This is a genomic window from Georgenia alba, from assembly GCF_042665525.1.
Lineage (GTDB): Bacteria > Actinomycetota > Actinomycetes > Actinomycetales > Actinomycetaceae > Allobogoriella > Allobogoriella alba.
The window spans coordinates 419,451-440,008 of sequence record NZ_JBHTCQ010000003.1 but is presented as its reverse complement, the minus strand read 5'-3'; the positions used below and the strand labels follow the sequence as shown (position 1 = coordinate 440,008).

The following is a 20,558-nucleotide window of genomic DNA, read 5'->3' as shown; positions in this document are numbered from 1 at the left end:
CACGGGGGGGGTGCCGGCCCGCCGTCGTCGGTCCGGGGAGGAGTCTGCTGGCGCGGGCTCAGCCGGTCCGGTCCGAGCGTGCGAGCACGGCCGCCTCGGTGCGGCTGGAGACACCCAGCTTGCGCAGGATCGCCGAGACGTGGACGGACGCGGTCTTCCGGCTGATGAACAGCCGCTCGGCGATCTGCCCGTTCGACAAGCCCTCCGCCACCAGCTCGAGCACCTGACGCTCGCGGTCGGTGAGCTCGTGCCCGGCCGCGTCGGCGCGGCGTTGCTGGCTCCCGCCGAGACCGGCGAGCACGCTCTGCGCCTCCCGGGCCACGAGGCCGCACCCGATGGCCGTCGCTGCCTCGAGCGCCGCGGTCAGGAGATCTCGGGCGCCGGCGCGATCGCCGTCGTCCAGCCGTCGCTGACCCTCCCGGAGCAACGCGTACGGCCGCAGGTGCGCCGGACCGTCGGCGTCGGCGACCGCGGACCAGGGCCCTTCGCCCAGCTCGGCCGCGAAGAGGGCCGCCCACACGGGGTAGGTCGGCCACCGTGCCGTCCGCTCCAGCGCGGCCCGGTACGGCTCGACGTCGACGTCGCCGCCGGTGGTTCGTGCGCGGGCGAGCACCTTGGCCGCCACGCCCGCCACGGGCAGGACGTACGGCCCGGCCAGAAGCTCAGGGTCGGTCACCGCGGCGACGATCGTCAGTGCGTCGTCGAGGTCGTCCCGGGCCAGGGCCAGCTCGGCGAGCGTGGTGGCCGAACGCGACCGGATCTGCATCTCGCTGCGGCCGTGCTGCATCCACCCCTGGCGGTGCGACCGGGCCATCGCCTGCGCGCGGTCCACGTCCCCGCGCCAGTACGTCAACCAGGTCCAGCGCTCGTGCACGAAGACCGCGAAGGTGCTCGGCGCGATCAGCGGCACCGACCGCTCGTACCAGGCGTCCGCCTCGTCCCAGCGCCCGAGGCCGAGCATCGCCTCGGCCGCGTTGCCCTCGAGCATGGCCCGCGGCCCCCACCCGGCACCGCGGCGTCGGGCCATCTCGGAGGCCTCCTCCGCCAGCTCGAGGGCGCGGTGGAACTCGCCCAGCTTCAGGTAGGTGTCCGACGCGTTCGTGTAGTACCGGCTCAAGGCGCTCCAGGCGTCCCCGGCGAGGTCGCGCGCCCGTTCGAGGTCGTGCCGGGCGTCGAGGTCGCCGTCGTTGATGCGGCTGAGCGCCCGCATGTTGACGAGCATCGACGCCGTCGCGGTGTCGCCGACCGCCACGGCCGCCTCGTACCCCGTGGTGGCGGCCTCGACCGCCTCGGCGCTCCTGCCGGCGAGCATGGCGCTGCGGGCCTTGAGGAGTAGCAGCTCGGCACGGCCGGCCTGGTCTGTCTCGGGCATGACCTCGAGCGCGCGCTCGAGATAGCCGTTCGCCTCGGTGTCGCCCGTGCGTGAGGCGAACCAGCTGACCAGGCCGAGCAGGTGTGCTTGGCCGCTGCGGTCGTCGGCCGGCCACTCCTGGAGGGCCTGCCGCGCCAGGGTGAGCGCCCGGTCGGACCTGGCCGCGCTGTGGGACGTCTGGGCCACGCGGCGGAGCAGCTCGGCGTGCGTGATTCCCGCGACCCGTTCCGGGTCCGGCACCGCCTCCCACAGGTCCAGTGCGCGCTCGCCGAGCGTCAGCGCCGTCGACGTCGCGGCGTCCGTCTCGGCCGCCGCCTGACCCGACACCGCGGCGACGAGCGCCCTGTCCAGCACCCGGGCGTGCCACCAGTGGTCCGCGATCTCCGCCAGCACGGCGATCGTCTGCGGCTCGCTCTCCAGGGCCTGTGCGTAGGCCGCGTGGAGCCGCCGTCGCTCCCCGGGAAGCAGCTCGGCGGCGACCGCCTCCTGCACGAGGGCGTGCCGGAAGCGATAGCCGTCCGCGTCGGCCCGCAGCACCTGGGCCTCGGTGGCCTCCCGGGCGGCAGGCTCGGTCTCCGCCAGCCGGTCTGCACCCAGCGCCACGGTCAGCAGGTCGTAGGACGCGTGCTGCCCGGCGGAGGCCACGGTGCGGCAGAACTCCTGGGCCTCGGCGGAGAGCTGGGAGTACCGCAGCAGCAACAGGTCCCGCAGCGAGTCGGGCATCGCCCCGCCGACGGCGGACGCCAGCTCCTCGACGTAGAACGGCACGCCCTCGCTCCGCTCGACGAGACCTTCCAGGTCGACCCCGATGGCATCGCGCCCGACCAGCGACCGCGCCAGCTCGGCGGCCTCGTCCTCGGCCAGCCGGCCGAGGTCGACGCGGGCGAGGAGCCGCGCGCGCTCCAGCTCCGCGAGGGTGGTCCGCAGCGGGTGCCGGCGGTCGACGTCGTCCGTCCGGTACGTGCCCAGCACGAGCAGGGACCGGCCGGTCACGGTGCGTGCCAGGCGCGAGAACGTGGTGCGGGTGACGTCGTCGGACCAGTGCAGGTCCTCGAGCAGCACCACCAGCGGGTGCTCCGCGGCGAGCGAGACGAACAGCTCCACCAGGGCCTCGGGGACGCGGCCCGTGTCGACACCCGGGCGGACGGCGACCAGGCTGGGGGAGAGGACCCCGAGCGCGTCCGCCGCTGGACCCGCCGCCCGGAGCGTGCGTTCGGGACCGAGGCCGGCGACGGCGTCACGCAGCAGCCCGTCGAGCCCGGCGTAGGGCACCGGGCCGGCCCCGGACGCCGCGCACTGGCCACGCACGACGAGCGGTGCGTCCGGCGTCTCCCCGTAGCCCGCGAGCAGCTCCTCGACGAGCCGCGTCTTCCCGATCCCGGCGTCGCCCGCGAGGACGACCGTGCCGCCGGCGCCACCCAGCGCCGCCCCGCTCAAGTCCCGTAGCGCCGTCAGCTCCGGTCCGCGACCCACGAGACCCGCACGAGACAGCTGCATGGCGTCATCGTGCCAGGCGGGGGCCGGCGCGCGGCCCCGCCGCCGGACCACGCGCCGACCTCGCCCGGCCGGTGCCGCGAGCTCAGGGAATCGCGCGAGCCGGTGCGGCGCCCTGACGCCGGATCGGCGCCCACCACGCGCGGAACCTGTCGCGCAGGCGGACCACGTCCTGCGGCCGCGAGTCCATGTCGAGCCGGCGGCGCAGCTCGAGCTCGAGCTCGGCCTCCTGCTGGCGGTACACCTCGAAGTACAGGTTCGGGTCCATGATGTCCTCCGTGCTGCTCGTGCCTGGCTGGTGATTCCAGACTCGGGCCCTGAGGTATGAGGACGGATCGGGCATCTGCCGCATCTTCTGCGGGCGTCTCGGGCCCGGGAGTGCTCTGAGGTACCTTGCCGCCGGCCCGGGCGGCCCCTCCGCGTTGCCCGGGGCGGGATGTGGCGAAGGGCACGTCGGTGGCGGACGCGCACGCGTTGTCCCGGACGGGCCGTGCGGATAGAGTGGTGCCTCGCCAAAGACCGCCGGTCTCCCGTCCTACGGGGCCAAGTCCGCGATCGCGGAGCCTGCGCAGGTGAACGAGCTCGACGACGCCCCTCCGGACGTCTCTGTGAGCCCCGTGCCTGCGCGCGGGGCTCTTGTCGTTCCCGGGCCCACCGACCGCGCGTCACGACCGGAAGGGAGGGCCATGGCGAGGCCTGACAAGGCGGCTGCGGTCGCCGAGCTCACGGAGCAGTTCCGTGCGGCGAACGCCGTCATGCTCACCGAGTACCGCGGGCTCAGCGTCTCCCAGCTCATGGAGCTGCGCCGCTCGCTCGGCGGTAACGCCAGCTACGCCGTCGTGAAGAACACGCTCGCCGCCATCGCGGCGAAGGAGGCCGGCCTCGAGGACATCGCGGACGAGCTCTCCGGACCGACCGCGATCGCGTTCGTGACGGGCGAGCCCGTCGACGCGGCCAAGTCGCTGCGTGACTTCGCCAAGGCGAACAACCAGCTCGTCATCAAGGGCGGCGTCCTGGAGGGCAGCAAGCTCTCCGCCGCGGACGTCACCAAGCTTGCCGAGCTGGAGTCCCGCGACGTGCTGCTGGGCAAGGCAGCCGGAGCCTTCAAGGCGGCGATGTACCAGGCCGCCTACGTCTTCAACGCGCCGCTCACCCAGGCTGCGCGCACCGTCGAGGCCCTGCGCGAGAAGCAGGCCGCCGCCGCCTGACCCGGCCACCCGGACAGGCACGGCACACCACCACACCCTCTGCTCGCGTAGCAGGACGATCAGGAAGGAACGCCCCATGGCGAAGCTCACCACCGACGAGCTCATCGACGCTTTCAAGGAGCTCACCCTCGTCGAGCTCTCCGAGTTCGTGAAGCAGTTCGAGGAGACCTTCGAGGTCACCGCTGCCGCCCCCGTCGCCGTTGCCGGTGCCGCCGCCCCGGCCGCCGGTGGTGGCGAGGGTGGCGCCGAGGCCGAGGAGGAGAAGGACGAGTTCGACGTCATCCTCGAGTCCGTCGGCGACAAGAAGATCCAGGTCATCAAGGAGGTGCGCGCCCTGACCTCCCTCGGCCTGAAGGAGGCCAAGGACCTCGTCGACGGCGCGCCCAAGCCGGTCCTGGAGGGCGCCAACAAGGAGACGGCCGACAAGGCCAAGGAGGCCCTCGAGGGCGCCGGCGCCACCGTCACCCTCAAGTGACTCCCACCGGTCCGTCGGCCGCGCCGGCCGGACCGGTGCCCGTCTGACGGACGAGGCCCGCACCGCTGTGGTGCGGGCCTCGTCCGTGCTGCCCGACCGGTTGGACTCGGCACGCTCCAACCGGTATGCTGACGCTTTGCGCTGACTCTGCCTGTCCTCAGGATCGTCCCGTCCCCGGCCGGGCCCCGGCTGGTCCCCAGGCGATCAGTGCAGCGTGCACCCCACTCGCAGGGAAGGACCCCCTTTGGCTGCCTCGCGCACCTCTTCCGCACCCACTGCTGACGCTATCGCGAACCGTACGGCATCCCGTCGCGTCTCGTTCGCCAAGATTCAGGAGCCGCTCCAGGCCCCAGACCTCCTCAGCCTCCAGACGGAGAGCTTCGACTGGCTCCTCGGTGCCGACGCCTGGCGGGCGCGCGTCGAGGCCGCAGCCGCCAGCGGCGACAACAACATCAACACGACGTCCGGGCTGGAGGAGATCTTCGCCGAGATCTCCCCGATCGAGGACTTCGGCCAGTCCATGTCGCTGTCGTTCCGCGACCACCGCTTCGAGCCGCCGAAGTACACCCCGGAGGAGTGCAAGGAGAAGGACTTCACCTACGCCGCTCCGCTGTTCGTCACCGCCGAGTTCGTCAACTACACGACCGGCGAGATCAAGTCGCAGACCGTGTTCATGGGTGACTTCCCGCTCATGACCGAGCGCGGCACCTTCATCATCAACGGCACCGAGCGCGTCGTCGTCTCCCAGCTCGTCCGCTCCCCGGGTGTGTACTTCGAGCGCACCCCGGACAAGACGTCGGACAAGGACGTATTCACCACGAAGGTCATCCCGAGCCGCGGCGCCTGGCTCGAGTTCGAGATCGACAAGCGCGACGCCGTCGGTGTGCGCATCGACCGCAAGCGCAAGCAGTCCGTCACCGTGTTCCTGCGTGCCCTGGGCATGACGGAGGGCGAGATCCGCGACGAGTTCGCCGACTTCCCGGTGCTGCTGGAGACCCTCGAGAAGGACAGCGTCCACACCCAGGACGAGGCCCTGCTCGACATCTACCGCAAGGTTCGCCCGGGCGAGCCGCCGACCGTCGAGGCCGGTCGCACGCTGCTGGAGAACTACTACTTCAACCCCAAGCGCTACGACCTGGCGAAGGTCGGCCGGTACAAGCTGAACAAGAAGCTCGGCCTGTCCACCGACCTGAGCGAGTCCGTCCTGCGCCTGGAGGACGTCACCGCCACGATCAAGTACCTCCTGGCCCTGCACAAGGGTGAGGAGGGGATCACGGGCACCCGGAACGGCGAGTCCACCGAGATCCGCGTCGAGACGGACGACATCGACCACTTCGGCAACCGCCGTATCCGTGCGGTCGGTGAGCTCATCCAGAACCAGGTCCGCACCGGCCTGTCCCGGATGGAGCGCGTCGTCCGCGAGCGGATGACGACCCAGGACGTCGAGGCGATCACCCCGCAGACCCTGATCAACATCCGCCCCGTGGTGGCCTCGATCAAGGAGTTCTTCGGCACCTCGCAGCTGTCGCAGTTCATGGACCAGAACAACCCGCTGGCCGGCCTGACGCACAAGCGGCGTCTGTCCGCGCTGGGCCCGGGCGGTCTGTCCCGTGACCGCGCCGGCATGGAGGTGCGTGACGTCCACCCGTCGCACTACGGCCGCATGTGCCCGATCGAGACCCCGGAGGGGCCGAACATCGGTCTCATCGGCTCGCTCGCGACGTTCGCCCGGATCAACGCCTTCGGGTTCGTCGAGACCCCGTACCGCGTGGTGAAGAACGGCCGCGTCACCGACGAGGTCGTCTACCTCACCGCCGACGACGAGGACCGCCACGTCATCGCGCAGGCCTCCGCGCCGCTGGACGACAAGGGGAAGTTCGTCGAGGACCAGGCGCTGTGCCGCCTCACCGGCGGCGAGCCCGCGCTGGTCGCCGTCGACGAGATCGACTTCATGGACGTCTCGGCCCGCCAGATGGTGTCGGTCGCGACCGCGATGATCCCGTTCCTCGAGCACGACGACGCCAACCGCGCCCTCATGGGTGCCAACATGCAGCGGCAGGCCGTGCCGCTGCTGCGCAGCGAGGCCCCGCTGGTGGGCACCGGGATGGAGCGGCGGGCCGCCGTCGACGCCGGTGACGTCATCGTGGCCGAGAAGCCCGGCGTCGTCACCGAGGTATCCGCGGACACGATCCACGTCGCGGGCGACGACGGCACGAACCAGACCTACCGGGTCGCCAAGTTCCGCCGGTCCAACCAGGGCAACTCCTACAACCAGCGCGTGCTGGTCGACGAGGGGCAGCGCGTGGAGGTCGGGTCCGTCCTGGCCGACGGCCCCGCCACGGACGAGGGCGAGCTCGCGCTCGGCCGGAACCTCCTCGTCGCGTTCATGTCCTGGGAGGGCTACAACTTCGAGGACGCGATCATCCTCTCCCAGCGCCTCGTCCAGGACGACGTCCTCACCTCGATCCACATCGAGGAGCACGAGGTCGACGCCCGCGAGACCAAGCTGGGCGCCGAGGAGATCACCCGGGACATCCCGAACGTCTCCGAGGAGGTGCTGGCCGACCTCGACGAGCGCGGCATCATCCGCATCGGCGCCGAGGTCAGCTCCGGCGACATCCTCGTCGGCAAGGTCACCCCGAAGGGTGAGACCGAGCTGACCTCCGAGGAGCGGCTGCTGCGGGCCATCTTCGGTGAGAAGGCCCGTGAGGTCCGCGACACCTCGCTGAAGGTCCCGCACGGTGAGTCCGGCATCGTCATCGGCATCCGCGAGTTCTCCGAGGAGGAGGGTGACGAGCTGCCCCCGGGCGTGAACCAGATGGTCCGCGTCTACATCGCGCAGCGCCGCAAGATCACGGACGGTGACAAGCTCGCCGGCCGCCACGGCAACAAGGGCGTCATCTCCAAGATCCTGCCGGTCGAGGACATGCCGTTCCTGCCGGACGGCACCCCGGTCGACGTCATCCTCAACCCGCTCGGCGTGCCCGGCCGCATGAACGTCGGTCAGGTGCTCGAGCTGCACCTCGGCTGGATCGCCGCGCAGGGCTGGGACGTCTCCGCCGCCGCCAAGGCCGCGGAGGAGTGGACCAAGACCCTCCCGAAGGAGGCCCTGGTCGGCGAGCCCGGCACCCCGGTGGCCACGCCCGTCTTCGACGGCATCCACCAGGAGGAGATCCAGGGGCTGCTCGAGCACACCAACCCGAGCCGTGACGGCGAGCGGCTGGTGAGCACGGACGGCAAGGCCCGGCTGTTCGACGGCCGGTCCGGCGAGCCGTTCCCGGACCCGATCTCGGTCGGCTACATGTACATCCTGAAGCTGCACCACCTGGTCGACGACAAGATCCACGCGCGCTCGACCGGCCCGTACTCGATGATCACGCAGCAGCCGCTGGGCGGTAAGGCCCAGTTCGGCGGCCAGCGGTTCGGCGAGATGGAGGTGTGGGCCCTCGAGGCGTACGGAGCGGCCTACGCCCTCCAGGAGCTGCTGACCATCAAGTCGGACGACGTCACCGGCCGCGTGAAGGTCTACGAGGCCATCGTCAAGGGCGAGAACATCCCGGAGCCGGGCATCCCCGAGTCCTTCAAGGTGCTCATCCAGGAGATGCGCTCGCTGTGCCTGAACGTCGAGGCGCTCGACGCCGAGGGCAACGCCATCGAGCTGAAGGACGCCGACGACGAGGTGTACCGGGCCGCCGAGGAGCTCGGCATCGACCTCTCGCGCCGTCCGGACGCCAGCAGCGTCGACGAGCTGTAGGGCGCCGGGGCGCGTCGGAGCGGCGTCGCCGGCCACGGACACGGTCGGCGGCGCCCCCGAGAACAACGGGCCCCGCAGCCTCGCAGTCCATCCAACCAACAAGCTGTACACGGTGTTCTACCGATCGGAAGTAGGAACCCTTGCTCGACGTCAATGTCTTCGACCAGCTGCACATCTCGCTCGCGACCGCGGGCGACGTGCGTGAGTGGTCGCACGGTGAGGTCAAGAAGCCGGAGACCATCAACTACCGCACCCTGAAGCCGGAGAAGGACGGCCTGTTCGGCGAGCAGATCTTCGGCCCGACCCGGGACTGGGAGTGCGCCTGCGGCAAGTACAAGCGCGTGCGCTACAAGGGCATCATCTGCGAGCGCTGCGGCGTGGAGGTCACCCGCTCCAAGGTCCGCCGTGAGCGGATGGGCCACATCGAGCTCGCCGCCCCCGTCACCCACATCTGGTACTTCAAGGGCGTGCCCTCGCGCCTGGGGTACCTGCTCAACCTCGCGCCCAAGGACCTCGAGAAGGTCATCTACTTCGCGGCCTACATGATCACGGAGGTCGACGAGGAGGGCCGGCACGAGGACCTGCCGTCGCTCCAGAACGAGATCGACGCGGAGAAGAAGCAGCTCGAGCAGCGCCGCGACGTCGACATCGAGGCGCGCGCGCAGAAGCTCGAGGCCGACCTCGCCGAGCTCGAGGCCTCCGGCGCCAAGGCGGACGCGCGTGACAAGCTGCGCAAGTCCGCCGAGCGCGAGATGGCCCAGCTTCGCAAGCGGTCCGAGCAGGACCTCGAGCGGCTCGAGCGCGTCTGGGACCGGTTCAAGAACCTCACCGTCGGCGACCTCGAGGGTGACGAGCTGCTCTACCGCGAGCTCGTCTCCCGCTACGGCATCTACTTCAAGGGCGCCATGGGGGCCGAGGCCATCCAGAAGCGTCTGGAGAACTTCGACCTGGAGGGCGAGGCCGAGGCCCTGCGCGAGGTCATCGCCACCGGCACCGGGCAGCGCAAGACCCGTGCCCTGAAGCGTCTGAAGGTCGTCAACGCGTTCCTCACCACCGGCAACGCGCCGCTGGGCATGGTGCTGGACTGCGTCCCGGTCATCCCGCCGGACCTGCGCCCGATGGTGCAGCTCGACGGTGGCCGGTTCGCGACGAGCGACCTGAACGACCTGTACCGCCGGGTCATCAACCGGAACAACCGCCTCAAGCGTCTGCTCGACCTCGGCGCGCCGGAGATCATCGTCAACAACGAGAAGCGGATGCTCCAGGAGTCCGTGGACGCGCTGTTCGACAACGGGCGCCGCGGGCGTCCGGTCACCGGCCCGGGCAACCGTGCGCTGAAGTCGATCTCCGACATGCTCAAGGGCAAGCAGGGCCGGTTCCGGCAGAACCTGCTCGGCAAGCGCGTCGACTACTCCGGCCGTTCGGTCATCGTGGTCGGCCCGACGCTCAAGCTGCACCAGTGCGGCCTGCCCAAGCAGATGGCGCTCGAGCTCTTCAAGCCCTTCGTCATGAAGCGGCTCGTGGACCTCAACCACGCGCAGAACATCAAGGCGGCCAAGCGGATGGTCGAGCGGTCCCGGCCGCAGGTCTGGGACGTGCTCTCCGAGGTCATCCGTGAGCACCCGGTGCTGCTCAACCGCGCCCCGACGCTGCACCGCCTGGGCATCCAGGCGTTCGAGCCGCAGCTCGTCGAGGGCAAGGCCATCCAGCTGCACCCGCTCGTGTGCGCCGCCTTCAACGCGGACTTCGACGGCGACCAGATGGCCGTGCACCTGCCGCTGAGCGCGGAGGCGCAGGCCGAGGCCCGCATCCTCATGCTGTCCTCGAACAACATCCTCAAGCCGTCGGACGGCCGCCCGGTGACCATGCCCTCCCAGGACATGATCGTCGGCCTGCACCACCTGACCGCCGAGCGGTCGGGTGCCGAGGGGGAGGGGCGCGTGTTCTCCTCGCCCGCCGAGGCGCAGATGGCGTTCGACCGCGGCGAGCTGGACATCAACGCCGCGGTGAAGATCCGGTTCGAGGAGCTCGTCCCGCCGACCGACTGGAGCGCGCCCGAGGACTGGACCGAGGGCTCCCCCGTGGTGCTGGAGACGACGTTCGGTCGGGCGCTGTTCAACGAGCTGCTCCCGGCGGACTACCCGTACATCAACTACGTCGCCGACAAGAAGGTGCTCGGCACCATCGTCAACGACCTGGCCGAGCGGTACCCGAAGGTCGACGTCGGGGCCAGCCTCGACGCGCTCAAGGAGGCCGGCTACCGGTGGGCGACGTGGTCGGGCATGACCATCGCGATCTCCGACGTCGTGGCTCCCGAGGCGAAGACCGAGATCCTCGACCGGTACGAGGGCGAGGCGGCCAAGATCCAGGAGCAGTACGACATGGGTCTGATCACGGACGACGAGCGCCGTCAGGAGCTCATCGACCTGTGGACCCGTGCCACGGACGACGTCGACACCGCGATGCGCGAGAACTTCCCGGAGCGGAACACCGTCTTCCGGATGGTCTCCTCCGGCGCCCGTGGTAACTGGATGCAGGTCCGCCAGATCGCCGGTATGCGTGGTCTGGTCGCGGACCCGAAGGGTGAGATCGTGCCCCGGCCGATCACCTCCAACTACCGCGAGGGCCTGTCGGTCCTGGAGTACTTCATCGCCACGCACGGTGCCCGCAAGGGGCTGGCCGACACGGCGCTGCGGACCGCCGACTCCGGGTACCTCACCCGGCGTCTGGTGGACGTCTCGCAGGACGTCATCGTCCGCGAGGAGGACTGCGGCACCCGCATGGGCCTGACCCTGCCGATCGCCGAGGCGGACTCCCAGGGCAACCTGGTGCGTACCGACGAGGTCGAGACCAGCGTCTACGCCCGGACGCTCGCGCAGGACGTCAAGGACGCGGACGGCAACGTGCTCGCCGAGGCGGGCGCCGACGTCGGTGACGTGCTCATCGCCAAGCTCGTGGACGGCGGGGTCACCGAGGTCAAGATCCGCTCGGTGCTCACCTGCGAGTCCGCCGTCGGCACGTGCGCGAAGTGCTACGGCCGCTCGCTGGCCACCGGCAAGCTGGTGGACATCGGCGAGGCCGTCGGCATCATCGCCGCACAGTCCATCGGTGAGCCGGGCACGCAGCTGACGATGCGGACCTTCCACACCGGTGGTGCCGTCTCCACGGAGGACATCACCCAGGGTCTGCCGCGTGTCCAGGAGCTGTTCGAGGCCCGCACCCCCAAGGGCGAGGCCCCGATCGCCGAGGCCGCGGGCCGGGTCAAGATCGATGACTCCGAGCGCGCCCGGAAGATCGTCGTCGTCCGTGACGACGGTCAGGACGACGCGGTGTACCCGGTCACCAAGCGTGCCCGCCTGCTGGTCGAGGACGGCGAGCACGTCGCCGTCGGCAAGCAGCTCATCGCGGGTGCCGTCGACCCGAAGAAGGTCCTGCGGATCCTCGGGCCTCGCGCCACGCAGAAGCACCTTGTCGAGCAGGTCCAGGAGGTCTACCGCTCGCAGGGCGTGGACATCCACGACAAGCACATCGAGGTCATCGTCCGCCAGATGCTGCGGCGCGTCACGGTGCTCGACTCCGGCGACTCCCGCCTGCTGCCCGGCGAGCTCATGGAGCGCAGCCGGTTCGAGCAGGAGAACCGCCGCGTGGTCTCCGAGGGCGGCACCCCCGCCTCCGGCCGGCCCGAGCTCATGGGCATCACCAAGGCGTCGCTGGCCACCGACTCGTGGCTCTCGGCGGCATCCTTCCAGGAGACGACCAAGGTGCTCACCGAGGCCGCCATGTCCTCGCGGCGCGACCCGCTGCTCGGGCTCAAGGAGAACGTCATCCTCGGAAAGCTCATCCCCGCCGGCACCGGCCTGCCCCGGTACCGCGACGTGGTGGTCGAGCCCACCGAGGAGGCCAAGCAGCAGGCGTTCAGCCGCATGGGCTACAGCGACATCGACTTCGCCCCGGCGGGGAGCCGGGACGAGTCGATCCTGCTGGACGACCTCGACTTCGGGTCGGACACCTACGGGCTGGAGTTCCGCTGACGCAGGGCAGTCCCGGCGGGGCCGGGGAGCGGGTCGTGCGCGACCGTGCTCCCCGGCCCCGCGGCTGCCGCCCGACCTGCGCAGGGAGGGTGGCGCACGCCACGCTCGCGAGGCCCAGCGGCCCTTTGACGCGCGATTCCGCGGCAGAGTACGCTGGTCGGCGGTGCCCGCGACCACGGGCCCTCGTGCGTGCGCCTCTCACGCCGCTGGGTGACCAGCGTGGCTGGGCGGAGCCGCCGGCGTCAACGCCAGCAGCAGGCGGCGGGCCCACCTTCCACGGTGCCGGGCAGAATGCCGCTCAGCTGGACGACACGCCCGACAGCGGGGGCAGTGCCGGTCGTTCTCGCCGCCCCGGCGGGTCCGACCTCCGGGCAAGCAGCACAGGTTTCCCGCACAACACGAAGTACACAAGACCCGAGACGGAGATGTAGTGCCCACCATTCAGCAGCTGGTCCGCAAGGGCCGTAGCGTCAAGGCCGGTGCGTCCAAGACGCCGGCCCTCAAGGGCAGCCCGCAGCGCCGCGGGGTGTGCACCCGCGTCTACACGACCACCCCGAAGAAGCCGAACTCGGCACTCCGGAAGGTTGCTCGTGTGCGCCTGTCCTCGGGCATCGAGGTCACCGCCTACATCCCCGGCGTCGGTCACAACCTGCAGGAGCACTCCATCGTGCTCGTGCGCGGCGGTCGTGTGAAGGACCTGCCGGGCGTCCGGTACAAGATCGTCCGCGGCGCGCTCGACACCCAGGGTGTCCGGGGCCGCCAGCAGGCTCGCAGCCGCTACGGCGCGAAGAAGGAGAAGAAGTAATGCCGCGCAAGGGCCCGGTCCGCAAGCGTCCCCTCGTCGTCGACCCCGTCTACGGCTCGCCGGTCGTGACCCAGCTGGTCAACCGCGTGCTCCAGGACGGCAAGAAGTCGACCGCCGAGCGGATCGTCTACGGCGCCCTCGAGGGCGTGCGTGACAAGACCCAGTCCGACCCGGCCGTGGTCCTCAAGCGCGCGCTGGAGAACGTCCGGCCCTCGCTCGAGGTCCGCTCCCGCCGCGTCGGTGGCGCGACGTACCAGGTGCCGGTGGAGGTGCGGCCCGTGCGGCAGACCACGCTGGCGCTGCGCTGGCTGGTCGACTACGCCCGCACGCGTCGCGAGAAGACCATGACCGAGCGGCTCATGAACGAGATCCTCGACGCCTCCAACGGCCTCGGTGCCGCGGTGAAGCGCCGTGAGGACACCCACCGGATGGCCGAGTCCAACCGCGCCTTCGCGCACTACCGCTGGTAGTCCAGGCAGGCGACGGCTGAGCGACCCGTTATCGCCGACCGATTCTCGGCGGCAGACCTCATAGACGACACGAGCGAAGAGAGCCTCACGTGGCACTGGACGTGCTGACCGACCTGACCAAGGTCCGCAACATCGGCATCATGGCGCACATCGATGCCGGCAAGACCACGACCACCGAGCGGATCCTGTTCTACACCGGGATCAACTACAAGATCGGTGAGGTCCACGACGGCGCCGCCACGATGGACTGGATGGCGCAGGAGCAGGAGCGCGGCATCACCATCACCTCCGCCGCGACCACGACGTTCTGGAAGAACAACCAGATCAACATCATCGACACGCCGGGTCACGTCGACTTCACCGTCGAGGTGGAGCGGTCGCTGCGCGTGCTCGACGGCGCCGTCGCCGTGTTCGACGGCAAGGAGGGCGTGGAGCCCCAGTCGGAGACCGTGTGGCGCCAGGCGGACAAGTACGAGGTCCCGCGCATCTGCTTCGTCAACAAGATGGACAAGCTCGGCGCCGACTTCTTCTTCACCGTCCGGACGATCGAGGACCGCCTCAAGGCGGAGCCGCTCGTCATGCAGCTGCCGATCGGCGCCGAGAGCGACTTCCAGGGCGTCATCGACCTGGTCCGCATGAAGGCGCTGACCTGGCGCGGCGAGGTGAAGATCGGTGAGGACTACGAGGTCGAGGACATCCCCGCCGACCTGCAGGCCAAGGCCGATGAGTACCGCACCGCGCTGCTGGAGAAGGTGGCCGAGGCGGACGAGGAGCTGCTCGAGAAGTACCTCGGTGGCGAGGAGCTGACCGAGGCGGAGATCAAGAAGGGCGTGCGCGCCCTCGCCGTCGCCGGCGAGGCCTACCCGGTCTTCTGCGGCTCCGCGTTCAAGAACAAGGGCGTCCAGCCGCTGCTCGACGCGGTCATCGACTACCTCCCCTCCCCGCTCGACGTCCCGGCCGTCCAGGGCCACGCCGTCGGGAACGAGGACGAGGCGCTCGAGCGGCACGCCGACGAGACCGAGCCGTTCTCCGCGCTCGCCTTCAAGGTCGCCACGCACCCGTTCTTCGGCCGGCTCACCTACGTCCGGGTCTACTCCGGCAAGGTGGCGCAGGGCGCACAGGTGCTGAACTCGACCAAGGGCAAGAAGGAGCGCATCGGGAAGCTCTTCCAGATGCACTCGAACAAGGAGAACCCGGTCGAGGAGGCCCACGCGGGCCACATCTACGCGTTCATCGGGCTCAAGGACGTCACCACCGGTGACACCCTCTGCGCCCAGGACTCGCCGATCATTCTCGAGTCGATGACGTTCCCGGACCCGGTCATCCACGTGGCCATCGAGCCGAAGACCAAGGGCGACCAGGAGAAGCTGGGCACGGCCATCCAGAAGCTGGCCGAGGAGGACCCGACCTTCACCGTCCGCCTGGACGAGGAGACCGGCCAGACCGTCATCGGCGGGATGGGCGAGCTCCAGCTCGACATCCTCGTGGACCGCATGAAGCGCGAGTTCAAGGTCGAGGCGAACGTCGGTGCGCCGATGGTCGCCTACCGGGAGACCATCCGCCGGCCGGTGGAGAAGGTCGAGTACACCCACAAGAAGCAGACCGGTGGTTCCGGCCAGTTCGCGAAGGTGCAGGTCACCTTCGAGCCCCTCGACACCGCCGAGGGCGAGCTCTACGAGTTCGAGAACAAGATCACCGGTGGCCGCATCCCGCGCGAGTACATCCCGAGCGTGGACGCGGGCATCCAGGACGCGCTCCAGAACGGTGTCCTCGCGGGCTACCCGATGGTGGGCGTCAAGGCCATCCTCACCGACGGCGCGTACCACGACGTCGACTCGTCCGAGATGGCCTTCAAGATCGCCGGCTCGATGGTGCTCAAGGAGGGCGTCCGCAAGGCCGACCCGGCACTGCTCGAGCCGATGATGGACGTCGAGGTGCGTACTCCCGAGGACTACATGGGTGACGTCATCGGCGACCTCAACTCCCGCCGTGGCATGATCCAGTCGATGGAGGACGCGAGCGGCGTCAAGGTCGTTCGCGCACTCGTGCCGCTGTCCGAGATGTTCGGCTACGTCGGCGACCTGCGGTCCCGGACCCAGGGTCGTGCGGTGTACACGATGCAGTTCGACAGCTACGCGGAGGTTCCTCGGAACGTCGCCGAGGAGATCATCAAGAAGACCCGGGGCGAGTAGTCCCACAGGTCGACCCTGCAAGAAACCGACAACCCGACCCGTAGGATCACTCCGCCCCGGCAGGGCCCAGCACCTGCCAGAGCTGAGAAACTACCCGAGTCCCAGGAGGACACCAGTGGCGAAGGCCAAGTTCGAGCGGACCAAGCCGCACGTCAACATCGGCACCATCGGTCACGTCGACCACGGCAAGACGACGCTGACTGCCGCGATCTCCAAGGTGCTGGCCGACAAGTTCCCGGACCTGAACGAGTTCACCCCGTTCGACAAGGTGGACAACGCGCCGGAGGAGAAGCAGCGCGGCATCACGATCAACGTCTCGCACGTCGAGTACCAGACCGACAAGCGTCACTACGCGCACGTCGACGCTCCCGGTCACGCCGACTACATCAAGAACATGATCACGGGTGCCGCCCAGATGGACGGCGCGATCCTCGTGGTCGCCGCCACCGACGGTCCGATGGCGCAGACCCGTGAGCACGTCCTCCTGGCCCGCCAGGTCGGCGTGCCGTACCTGCTCGTCGCGCTCAACAAGGCCGACATGGTCGACGACGAGGAGATCCTCGAGCTCGTCGAGATGGAGGTCCGCGAGCTGCTCTCCAGCCAGGACTTCCCCGGCGACGACGTCCCGGTCATCAAGGTCTCGGCGCTCAAGGCGCTCGAGGGCGACGCCGAGTGGGTCAAGTCCGTCGAGGAGCTCATGGAGGCCGTCGACGAGAACATCCCGGACCCGGTCCGTGACATCGAGAAGCCGTTCCTCATGCCGATCGAGGACGTCTTCACGATCACCGGTCGCGGCACCGTCGTCACCGGCCGTGTCGAGCGTGGCCAGCTGAAGGTCAACGAGGAGATCGAGATCGTCGGTATCCGCGAGGACAAGCAGCGGACCACGGTCACGGCCATCGAGATGTTCCGGAAGATCCTGGACACCGCGGACGCCGGCGAGAACGTCGGCCTGCTCCTGCGCGGCACCCGTCGCGAGGACGTCGAGCGCGGCCAGGTCATCTGCAAGCCGGGCTCGATCACCCCGCACACGCAGTTCGAGGGTCAGGTCTACATCCTGGCCAAGGACGAGGGCGGTCGTCACAACCCCTTCTACTCGAACTACCGTCCGCAGTTCTACTTCCGGACCACCGACGTCACGGGCGTCATCACGCTGCCCGAGGGCACCGAGATGGTCATGCCGGGCGACAACACCGAGATGACGGTCGAGCTCATCCAGCCGATCGCCATGGAGGAGGGCCTCGGCTTCGCCATCCGCGAGGGTGGCCGCACCGTCGGCTCCGGCCGCGTCACCAAGATCCTCAAGTGATCACCCGCCGGGGTTGACCCCGGCACCCGCGAGGGCCCGGCAGCGTCTGCTGCCGGGCCCTCGTGCTGGGTGGCGACGGCATTCGTGGCTTGCGGTCCCCGACACATCGGCCTCCCCGCGCGGCCCGTAGCGGCACCCTCGCCCGACGAACGTTGGGCCAAGATGCGCGCAGTAGCGCGCGCTCTGGCACACGATCGGAGGCAGGCACGGCGTCGCTCAGACGGCGCGGACGAGGAGGTCCGAGCGGGACCCGTTCGACCAGGTTGCGATGCTGCTGGGCCGCTGATGGGTCCAAACGTGCGGAACAGCCAACGCCTGGACCCGTCGAGCACCATGCCGGGATCGGTGCGCGCGCCAGTTCTGCAGCATTCGTGACCGAGACCTCACCCGGGGGGAGGGGCCGCGACTGGCCAAGCGGGGCCCCGCTCTGGCAGACTGGTCCGGTTGCCTGGGGCACCGAGCTCCAGGGGTCCTGCGCCGCAGCGAGATGATCGACCTTCGCAGCGCGCACACGAGAGAACGACCAACCCGTTCCGATTGTCCGGGCTGGAGCGTGTCGAGATCTGCGACACGCCCGAGCGCGGGGGTCGGTCCCGGTAGCGGTACGAGAGAGGTTAGACGACGCCATGGCGGGACAGAAGATCCGCATCCGGCTCAAGTCCTACGACCACGAGGTCATCGACAGCTCGGCGCGCAAGATCGTCGACACGGTGACCCGCGCTGGTGCGACGGTCGTGGGCCCGGTGCCGCTGCCGACGGAGAAGAACGTCTTCACCGTCATCCGTTCGCCCCACAAGTACAAGGACAGCCGCGAGCACTTCGAGATGCGCACCCACAAGCGTCTCATCGACATCGTCGACCCGACTCCCAAGGCTGTCGACTCGCTCATGCGTCTCGACCTGCCGGCGGACGTCAACATCGAGATCAAGCTCTGAGGACACCTGCCATGACTACGACTACCGAACGCGCCGTGAAGGCGCTGCTCGGCACCAAGCTGGGCATGACCCAGGTCTGGGACGACGCGGGACGTCTCATCCCCGTCACCGTCGTGAAGGTGGGCACGAACGTCGTCACCCAGGTCCGGACCGCCGAGACCGACGGCTACAACGCTGTCCAGCTCGCCGCCGGCCAGATCGACCCGCGCAAGGTCACCCAGCCGCTCAAGGGTCACTTCGCCAAGGCCGAGGTCACCCCGCGCCGCCACGTCGCCGAGGTCCGCACCTCCGACGCCGAGGAGTACCAGCCCGGCCAGGAGCTCGCGGTCGACGTCTTCGAGGCCGGCCAGGCCGTCGACGTCGTCGGCACCACCAAGGGCAAGGGCACCGCCGGTGTCATGAAGCGGCACGGCTTCGCCGGCGTCGGCGCCTCGCACGGTGCGCACCGCAACCACCGCAAGCCGGGCTCGATCGGCGGCGCCGCGACGCCGTCGCGCGTGTTCAAGGGCCTGCGGATGGCCGGCCGGATGGGCAACGTCCGCCAGACCACCCAGAACCTCACCATCCACGCCGTCGACGCCGAGAAGGGGCTGCTGCTCCTCACGGGTGCCGTTCCCGGCCCCAAGGGCGGCGTCGTCGTGGTCAAGACCGCCGCGAAGGGGGCGTGAGATGGCCACCACGCAGACCGTTGACGTCCTGGACGCCAAGGGCGAGAAGGCCGGTTCGACCGAGCTGCCCGCCGAGGTGTTCGACGTGCAGACCAACATCCCGCTGATCCACCAGGTCGTCGTGGCGCAGCAGGCTGCCGCCCGGCAGGGCACGCACGCCACCAAGACGCGCGGCGACGTCCGCGGCGGTGGCAAGAAGCCCTACCGCCAGAAGGGCACCGGTCGCGCCCGGCAGGGCTCGGTCCGTGCGCCGCAGTTCGCCGGCGGTGCCACCGTCCACGGCCCGCAGCCGCGTGACTACAGCCAGCGGACCCCGAAGAAGATGAAGGCCGCCGCCCTGCGCGGTGCCCTCTCTGACCGCGCCCGCGCCGGCCGCGTGCACGTCGTCTCCGAGCTCGTCCCTGGCGAGACCCCGAAGACCAAGGATGCGCTGGCCACCCTGCGCAACGTCGTCGGTGAGCGCACCGCCCTCGTGGTGCTCGAGCGCGGCGACGAGCGAGGCGCCCTGAGCCTGCGGAACGTCCCGAGCGTGCACCTGCTCTGGGCCGACCAGCTCAACACGTACGACGTGCTGGTCAACGACGACGTCGTGTTCACCTCCGGTGCGCTGCAGGCGTTCCTCGAGGGGCGCAAGACCGTGTCGGCCGAGACGGTCGAGGAGGAGGAGAAGTGAGCGTCGAGGCGTCCAAGAACCCCCGGGACATCATCGTCAAGCCGATCGTCTCCGAGAAGAGCTACGGCCTGATCGACGAGGGCAAGTACACCTTCGAGGTCGACCCCCGCTCGAACAAGACCGAGATCAAGAACGCGATCGAGAAGATCTTCGACGTCAAGGTCGCCTCGGTGAACACCGCGAACCGCAAGGGCAAGGCCCGTCGCACGCGGTTCGGCATCGGTAAGCGCAAGGACACCAAGCGCGCGATCGTCACGCTGCGCGAGGGCTCCATCGACATCTTCGGCGAGGTCGCCGGCTGACGCCGGCGCCGCGAGATCAAGGATCGAGATCCATGGGAATCCGTAAGTACAAGCCGACGACGCCGGGCCGCCGTGGCTCGTCCGTGGCCGACTTCGTCGAGGTCACCCGGACCACCCCGGAGAAGTCGCTGGTCCGTCCGCTCTCGAAGTCCGGGGGCCGCAACTCCTCCGGCAAGATCACCACCCGGCACAAGGGCGGTGGCCACAAGCGCGCGTACCGCGTGATCGACTTCCGTCGTCACGACAAGGACGGCGTGCCGGCGAAGGTCGCGCACATCGAGTACGACCCGAACCGCACCGCCCGGATCGCGCTGCTGCACTACGCCGACGGCGAGAAGCGGTACATCCTCGCGCCGAACCGCCTCAAGCAGGGCGACCGGATCGAGAACGGCCCCGGTGCCGACATCAAGCCCGGCAACAACCTGCCGCTGCGCAACATCCCGGTCGGCACCGTGGTGCACGCCATCGAGCTGCGCCCGGGCGGCGGCGCCAAGATCGCCCGCTCGGCCGGCGCGTCGGTCCAGCTGGTCGCGAAGGAAGGCAGGTTCGCCCAGCTGCGGATGCCCTCCGGCGAGATCCGCAACGTCGACGCTCGCTGCCGCGCCTCGGTCGGCGAGGTCGGCAACGCCGAGCAGTCGAACATCAGCTGGGGCAAGGCCGGCCGCATGCGGTGGAAGGGCAAGCGTCCGACCGTCCGGGGTGTCGTCATGAACCCCGTGGACCACCCGCACGGCGGCGGCGAGGGCAAGACCTCCGGCGGCCGTCACCCGGTGAGCCCCTGGGGCAAGCCCGAGGGTCGTACCCGTCGTCCGAACAAGCCCAGCGACCAGCTCATCGTGCGCCGTCGCCGGACCGGCAAGAAGCGCTGAG

General features: G+C 69.8%; 15 protein-coding genes. 13 read left to right on the top strand and 2 right to left on the bottom strand.

What is annotated here, in order from left to right:
• Positions 1–58 precede the first annotated feature (58 nt).
• Both ACFQQL_RS15970 and ACFQQL_RS15965 read right to left on the bottom strand, forming a co-directional pair.
• Entirely contained in the window at positions 59–2,869 is a 2,811-nt protein-coding gene (locus tag ACFQQL_RS15970; RefSeq protein WP_382396139.1) for a helix-turn-helix transcriptional regulator, read from the bottom strand.
• Between the two features lie 82 nt (positions 2,870–2,951).
• On the bottom strand, positions 2,952–3,134 hold the full coding sequence (locus ACFQQL_RS15965; protein WP_382396138.1) for a hypothetical protein: 183 nt from the start codon (positions 3,132–3,134) through the stop codon (positions 2,952–2,954).
• A gap of 418 nt (positions 3,135–3,552) precedes the next feature.
• On the opposite strand from ACFQQL_RS15965, the gene rplJ reads away from it, so the two are divergent.
• The 13 genes from rplJ (at position 3,553) to rplB (ending at position 20,557) form a co-directional block, all read left to right on the top strand.
• Positions 3,553–4,074, top strand: a complete 522-nt coding sequence (rplJ, locus tag ACFQQL_RS15960) for a 50S ribosomal protein L10 (protein ID WP_382396137.1) — start codon at positions 3,553–3,555, stop codon at positions 4,072–4,074.
• Positions 4,075–4,150: 76 nt separating this feature from the next.
• Positions 4,151–4,549 carry a 50S ribosomal protein L7/L12 gene (gene rplL, locus ACFQQL_RS15955; protein WP_382396136.1) on the top strand — a complete coding sequence of 133 codons (399 nt, stop codon included), beginning with the start codon at positions 4,151–4,153 and terminating at the stop codon, positions 4,547–4,549.
• Positions 4,550–4,793: 244 nt separating this feature from the next.
• On the top strand, positions 4,794–8,303 hold the full coding sequence (gene rpoB / locus ACFQQL_RS15950; protein ID WP_382396135.1) for a DNA-directed RNA polymerase subunit beta: 3,510 nt from the start codon (positions 4,794–4,796) through the stop codon (positions 8,301–8,303).
• Positions 8,304–8,443: 140 nt separating this feature from the next.
• Entirely contained in the window at positions 8,444–12,334 is a 3,891-nt protein-coding gene (locus tag ACFQQL_RS15945; RefSeq protein ID WP_382396134.1) for a DNA-directed RNA polymerase subunit beta', read from the top strand.
• Between the two features lie 430 nt (positions 12,335–12,764).
• Complete coding sequence (gene rpsL, locus ACFQQL_RS15940) at positions 12,765–13,139, top strand: 30S ribosomal protein S12 (protein ID WP_345215101.1); 375 nt, start codon at positions 12,765–12,767, stop codon at positions 13,137–13,139.
• A complete protein-coding gene (gene rpsG, locus ACFQQL_RS15935; RefSeq protein ID WP_382396133.1) occupies positions 13,139–13,609 on the top strand; it encodes a 30S ribosomal protein S7 in 471 nt (156 codons plus the stop codon). Before rpsL ends, rpsG begins: the two co-directional genes overlap by 1 nt.
• 89 nt (positions 13,610–13,698) lie before the next feature.
• The gene (fusA, locus tag ACFQQL_RS15930; protein WP_382396132.1) at positions 13,699–15,801 is read left to right on the top strand and encodes an elongation factor G; all 2,103 of its coding nucleotides are present in this window, start codon (positions 13,699–13,701) and stop codon (positions 15,799–15,801) included.
• Between the two features lie 115 nt (positions 15,802–15,916).
• Positions 15,917–17,110, top strand: coding sequence for an elongation factor Tu (tuf, locus tag ACFQQL_RS15925; RefSeq protein WP_382396131.1), 1,194 nt, complete (start codon positions 15,917–15,919; stop codon positions 17,108–17,110).
• A gap of 626 nt (positions 17,111–17,736) precedes the next feature.
• Positions 17,737–18,045: a 30S ribosomal protein S10 gene (gene rpsJ, locus ACFQQL_RS15920; RefSeq protein ID WP_043498203.1), complete on the top strand. Its 309-nt coding sequence runs from the start codon at positions 17,737–17,739 to the stop codon at positions 18,043–18,045.
• A gap of 11 nt (positions 18,046–18,056) precedes the next feature.
• Positions 18,057–18,713 carry a 50S ribosomal protein L3 gene (rplC, locus tag ACFQQL_RS15915; protein WP_382396130.1) on the top strand — a complete coding sequence of 219 codons (657 nt, stop codon included), beginning with the start codon at positions 18,057–18,059 and terminating at the stop codon, positions 18,711–18,713.
• A 1-nt stretch (position 18,714) separates the two neighbouring features.
• Positions 18,715–19,386, top strand: a complete 672-nt coding sequence (rplD, locus tag ACFQQL_RS15910) for a 50S ribosomal protein L4 (RefSeq protein WP_382396129.1) — start codon at positions 18,715–18,717, stop codon at positions 19,384–19,386.
• Complete coding sequence (rplW, locus tag ACFQQL_RS15905) at positions 19,383–19,688, top strand: 50S ribosomal protein L23 (RefSeq protein WP_382396128.1); 306 nt, start codon at positions 19,383–19,385, stop codon at positions 19,686–19,688. The genes rplD and rplW overlap by 4 nt, the downstream gene beginning before the upstream one ends.
• Before the next feature lie 32 nt (positions 19,689–19,720).
• Positions 19,721–20,557, top strand: coding sequence for a 50S ribosomal protein L2 (gene rplB, locus ACFQQL_RS15900; protein ID WP_382396127.1), 837 nt, complete (start codon positions 19,721–19,723; stop codon positions 20,555–20,557).
• Position 20,558: the final 1 nt, after the last annotated feature.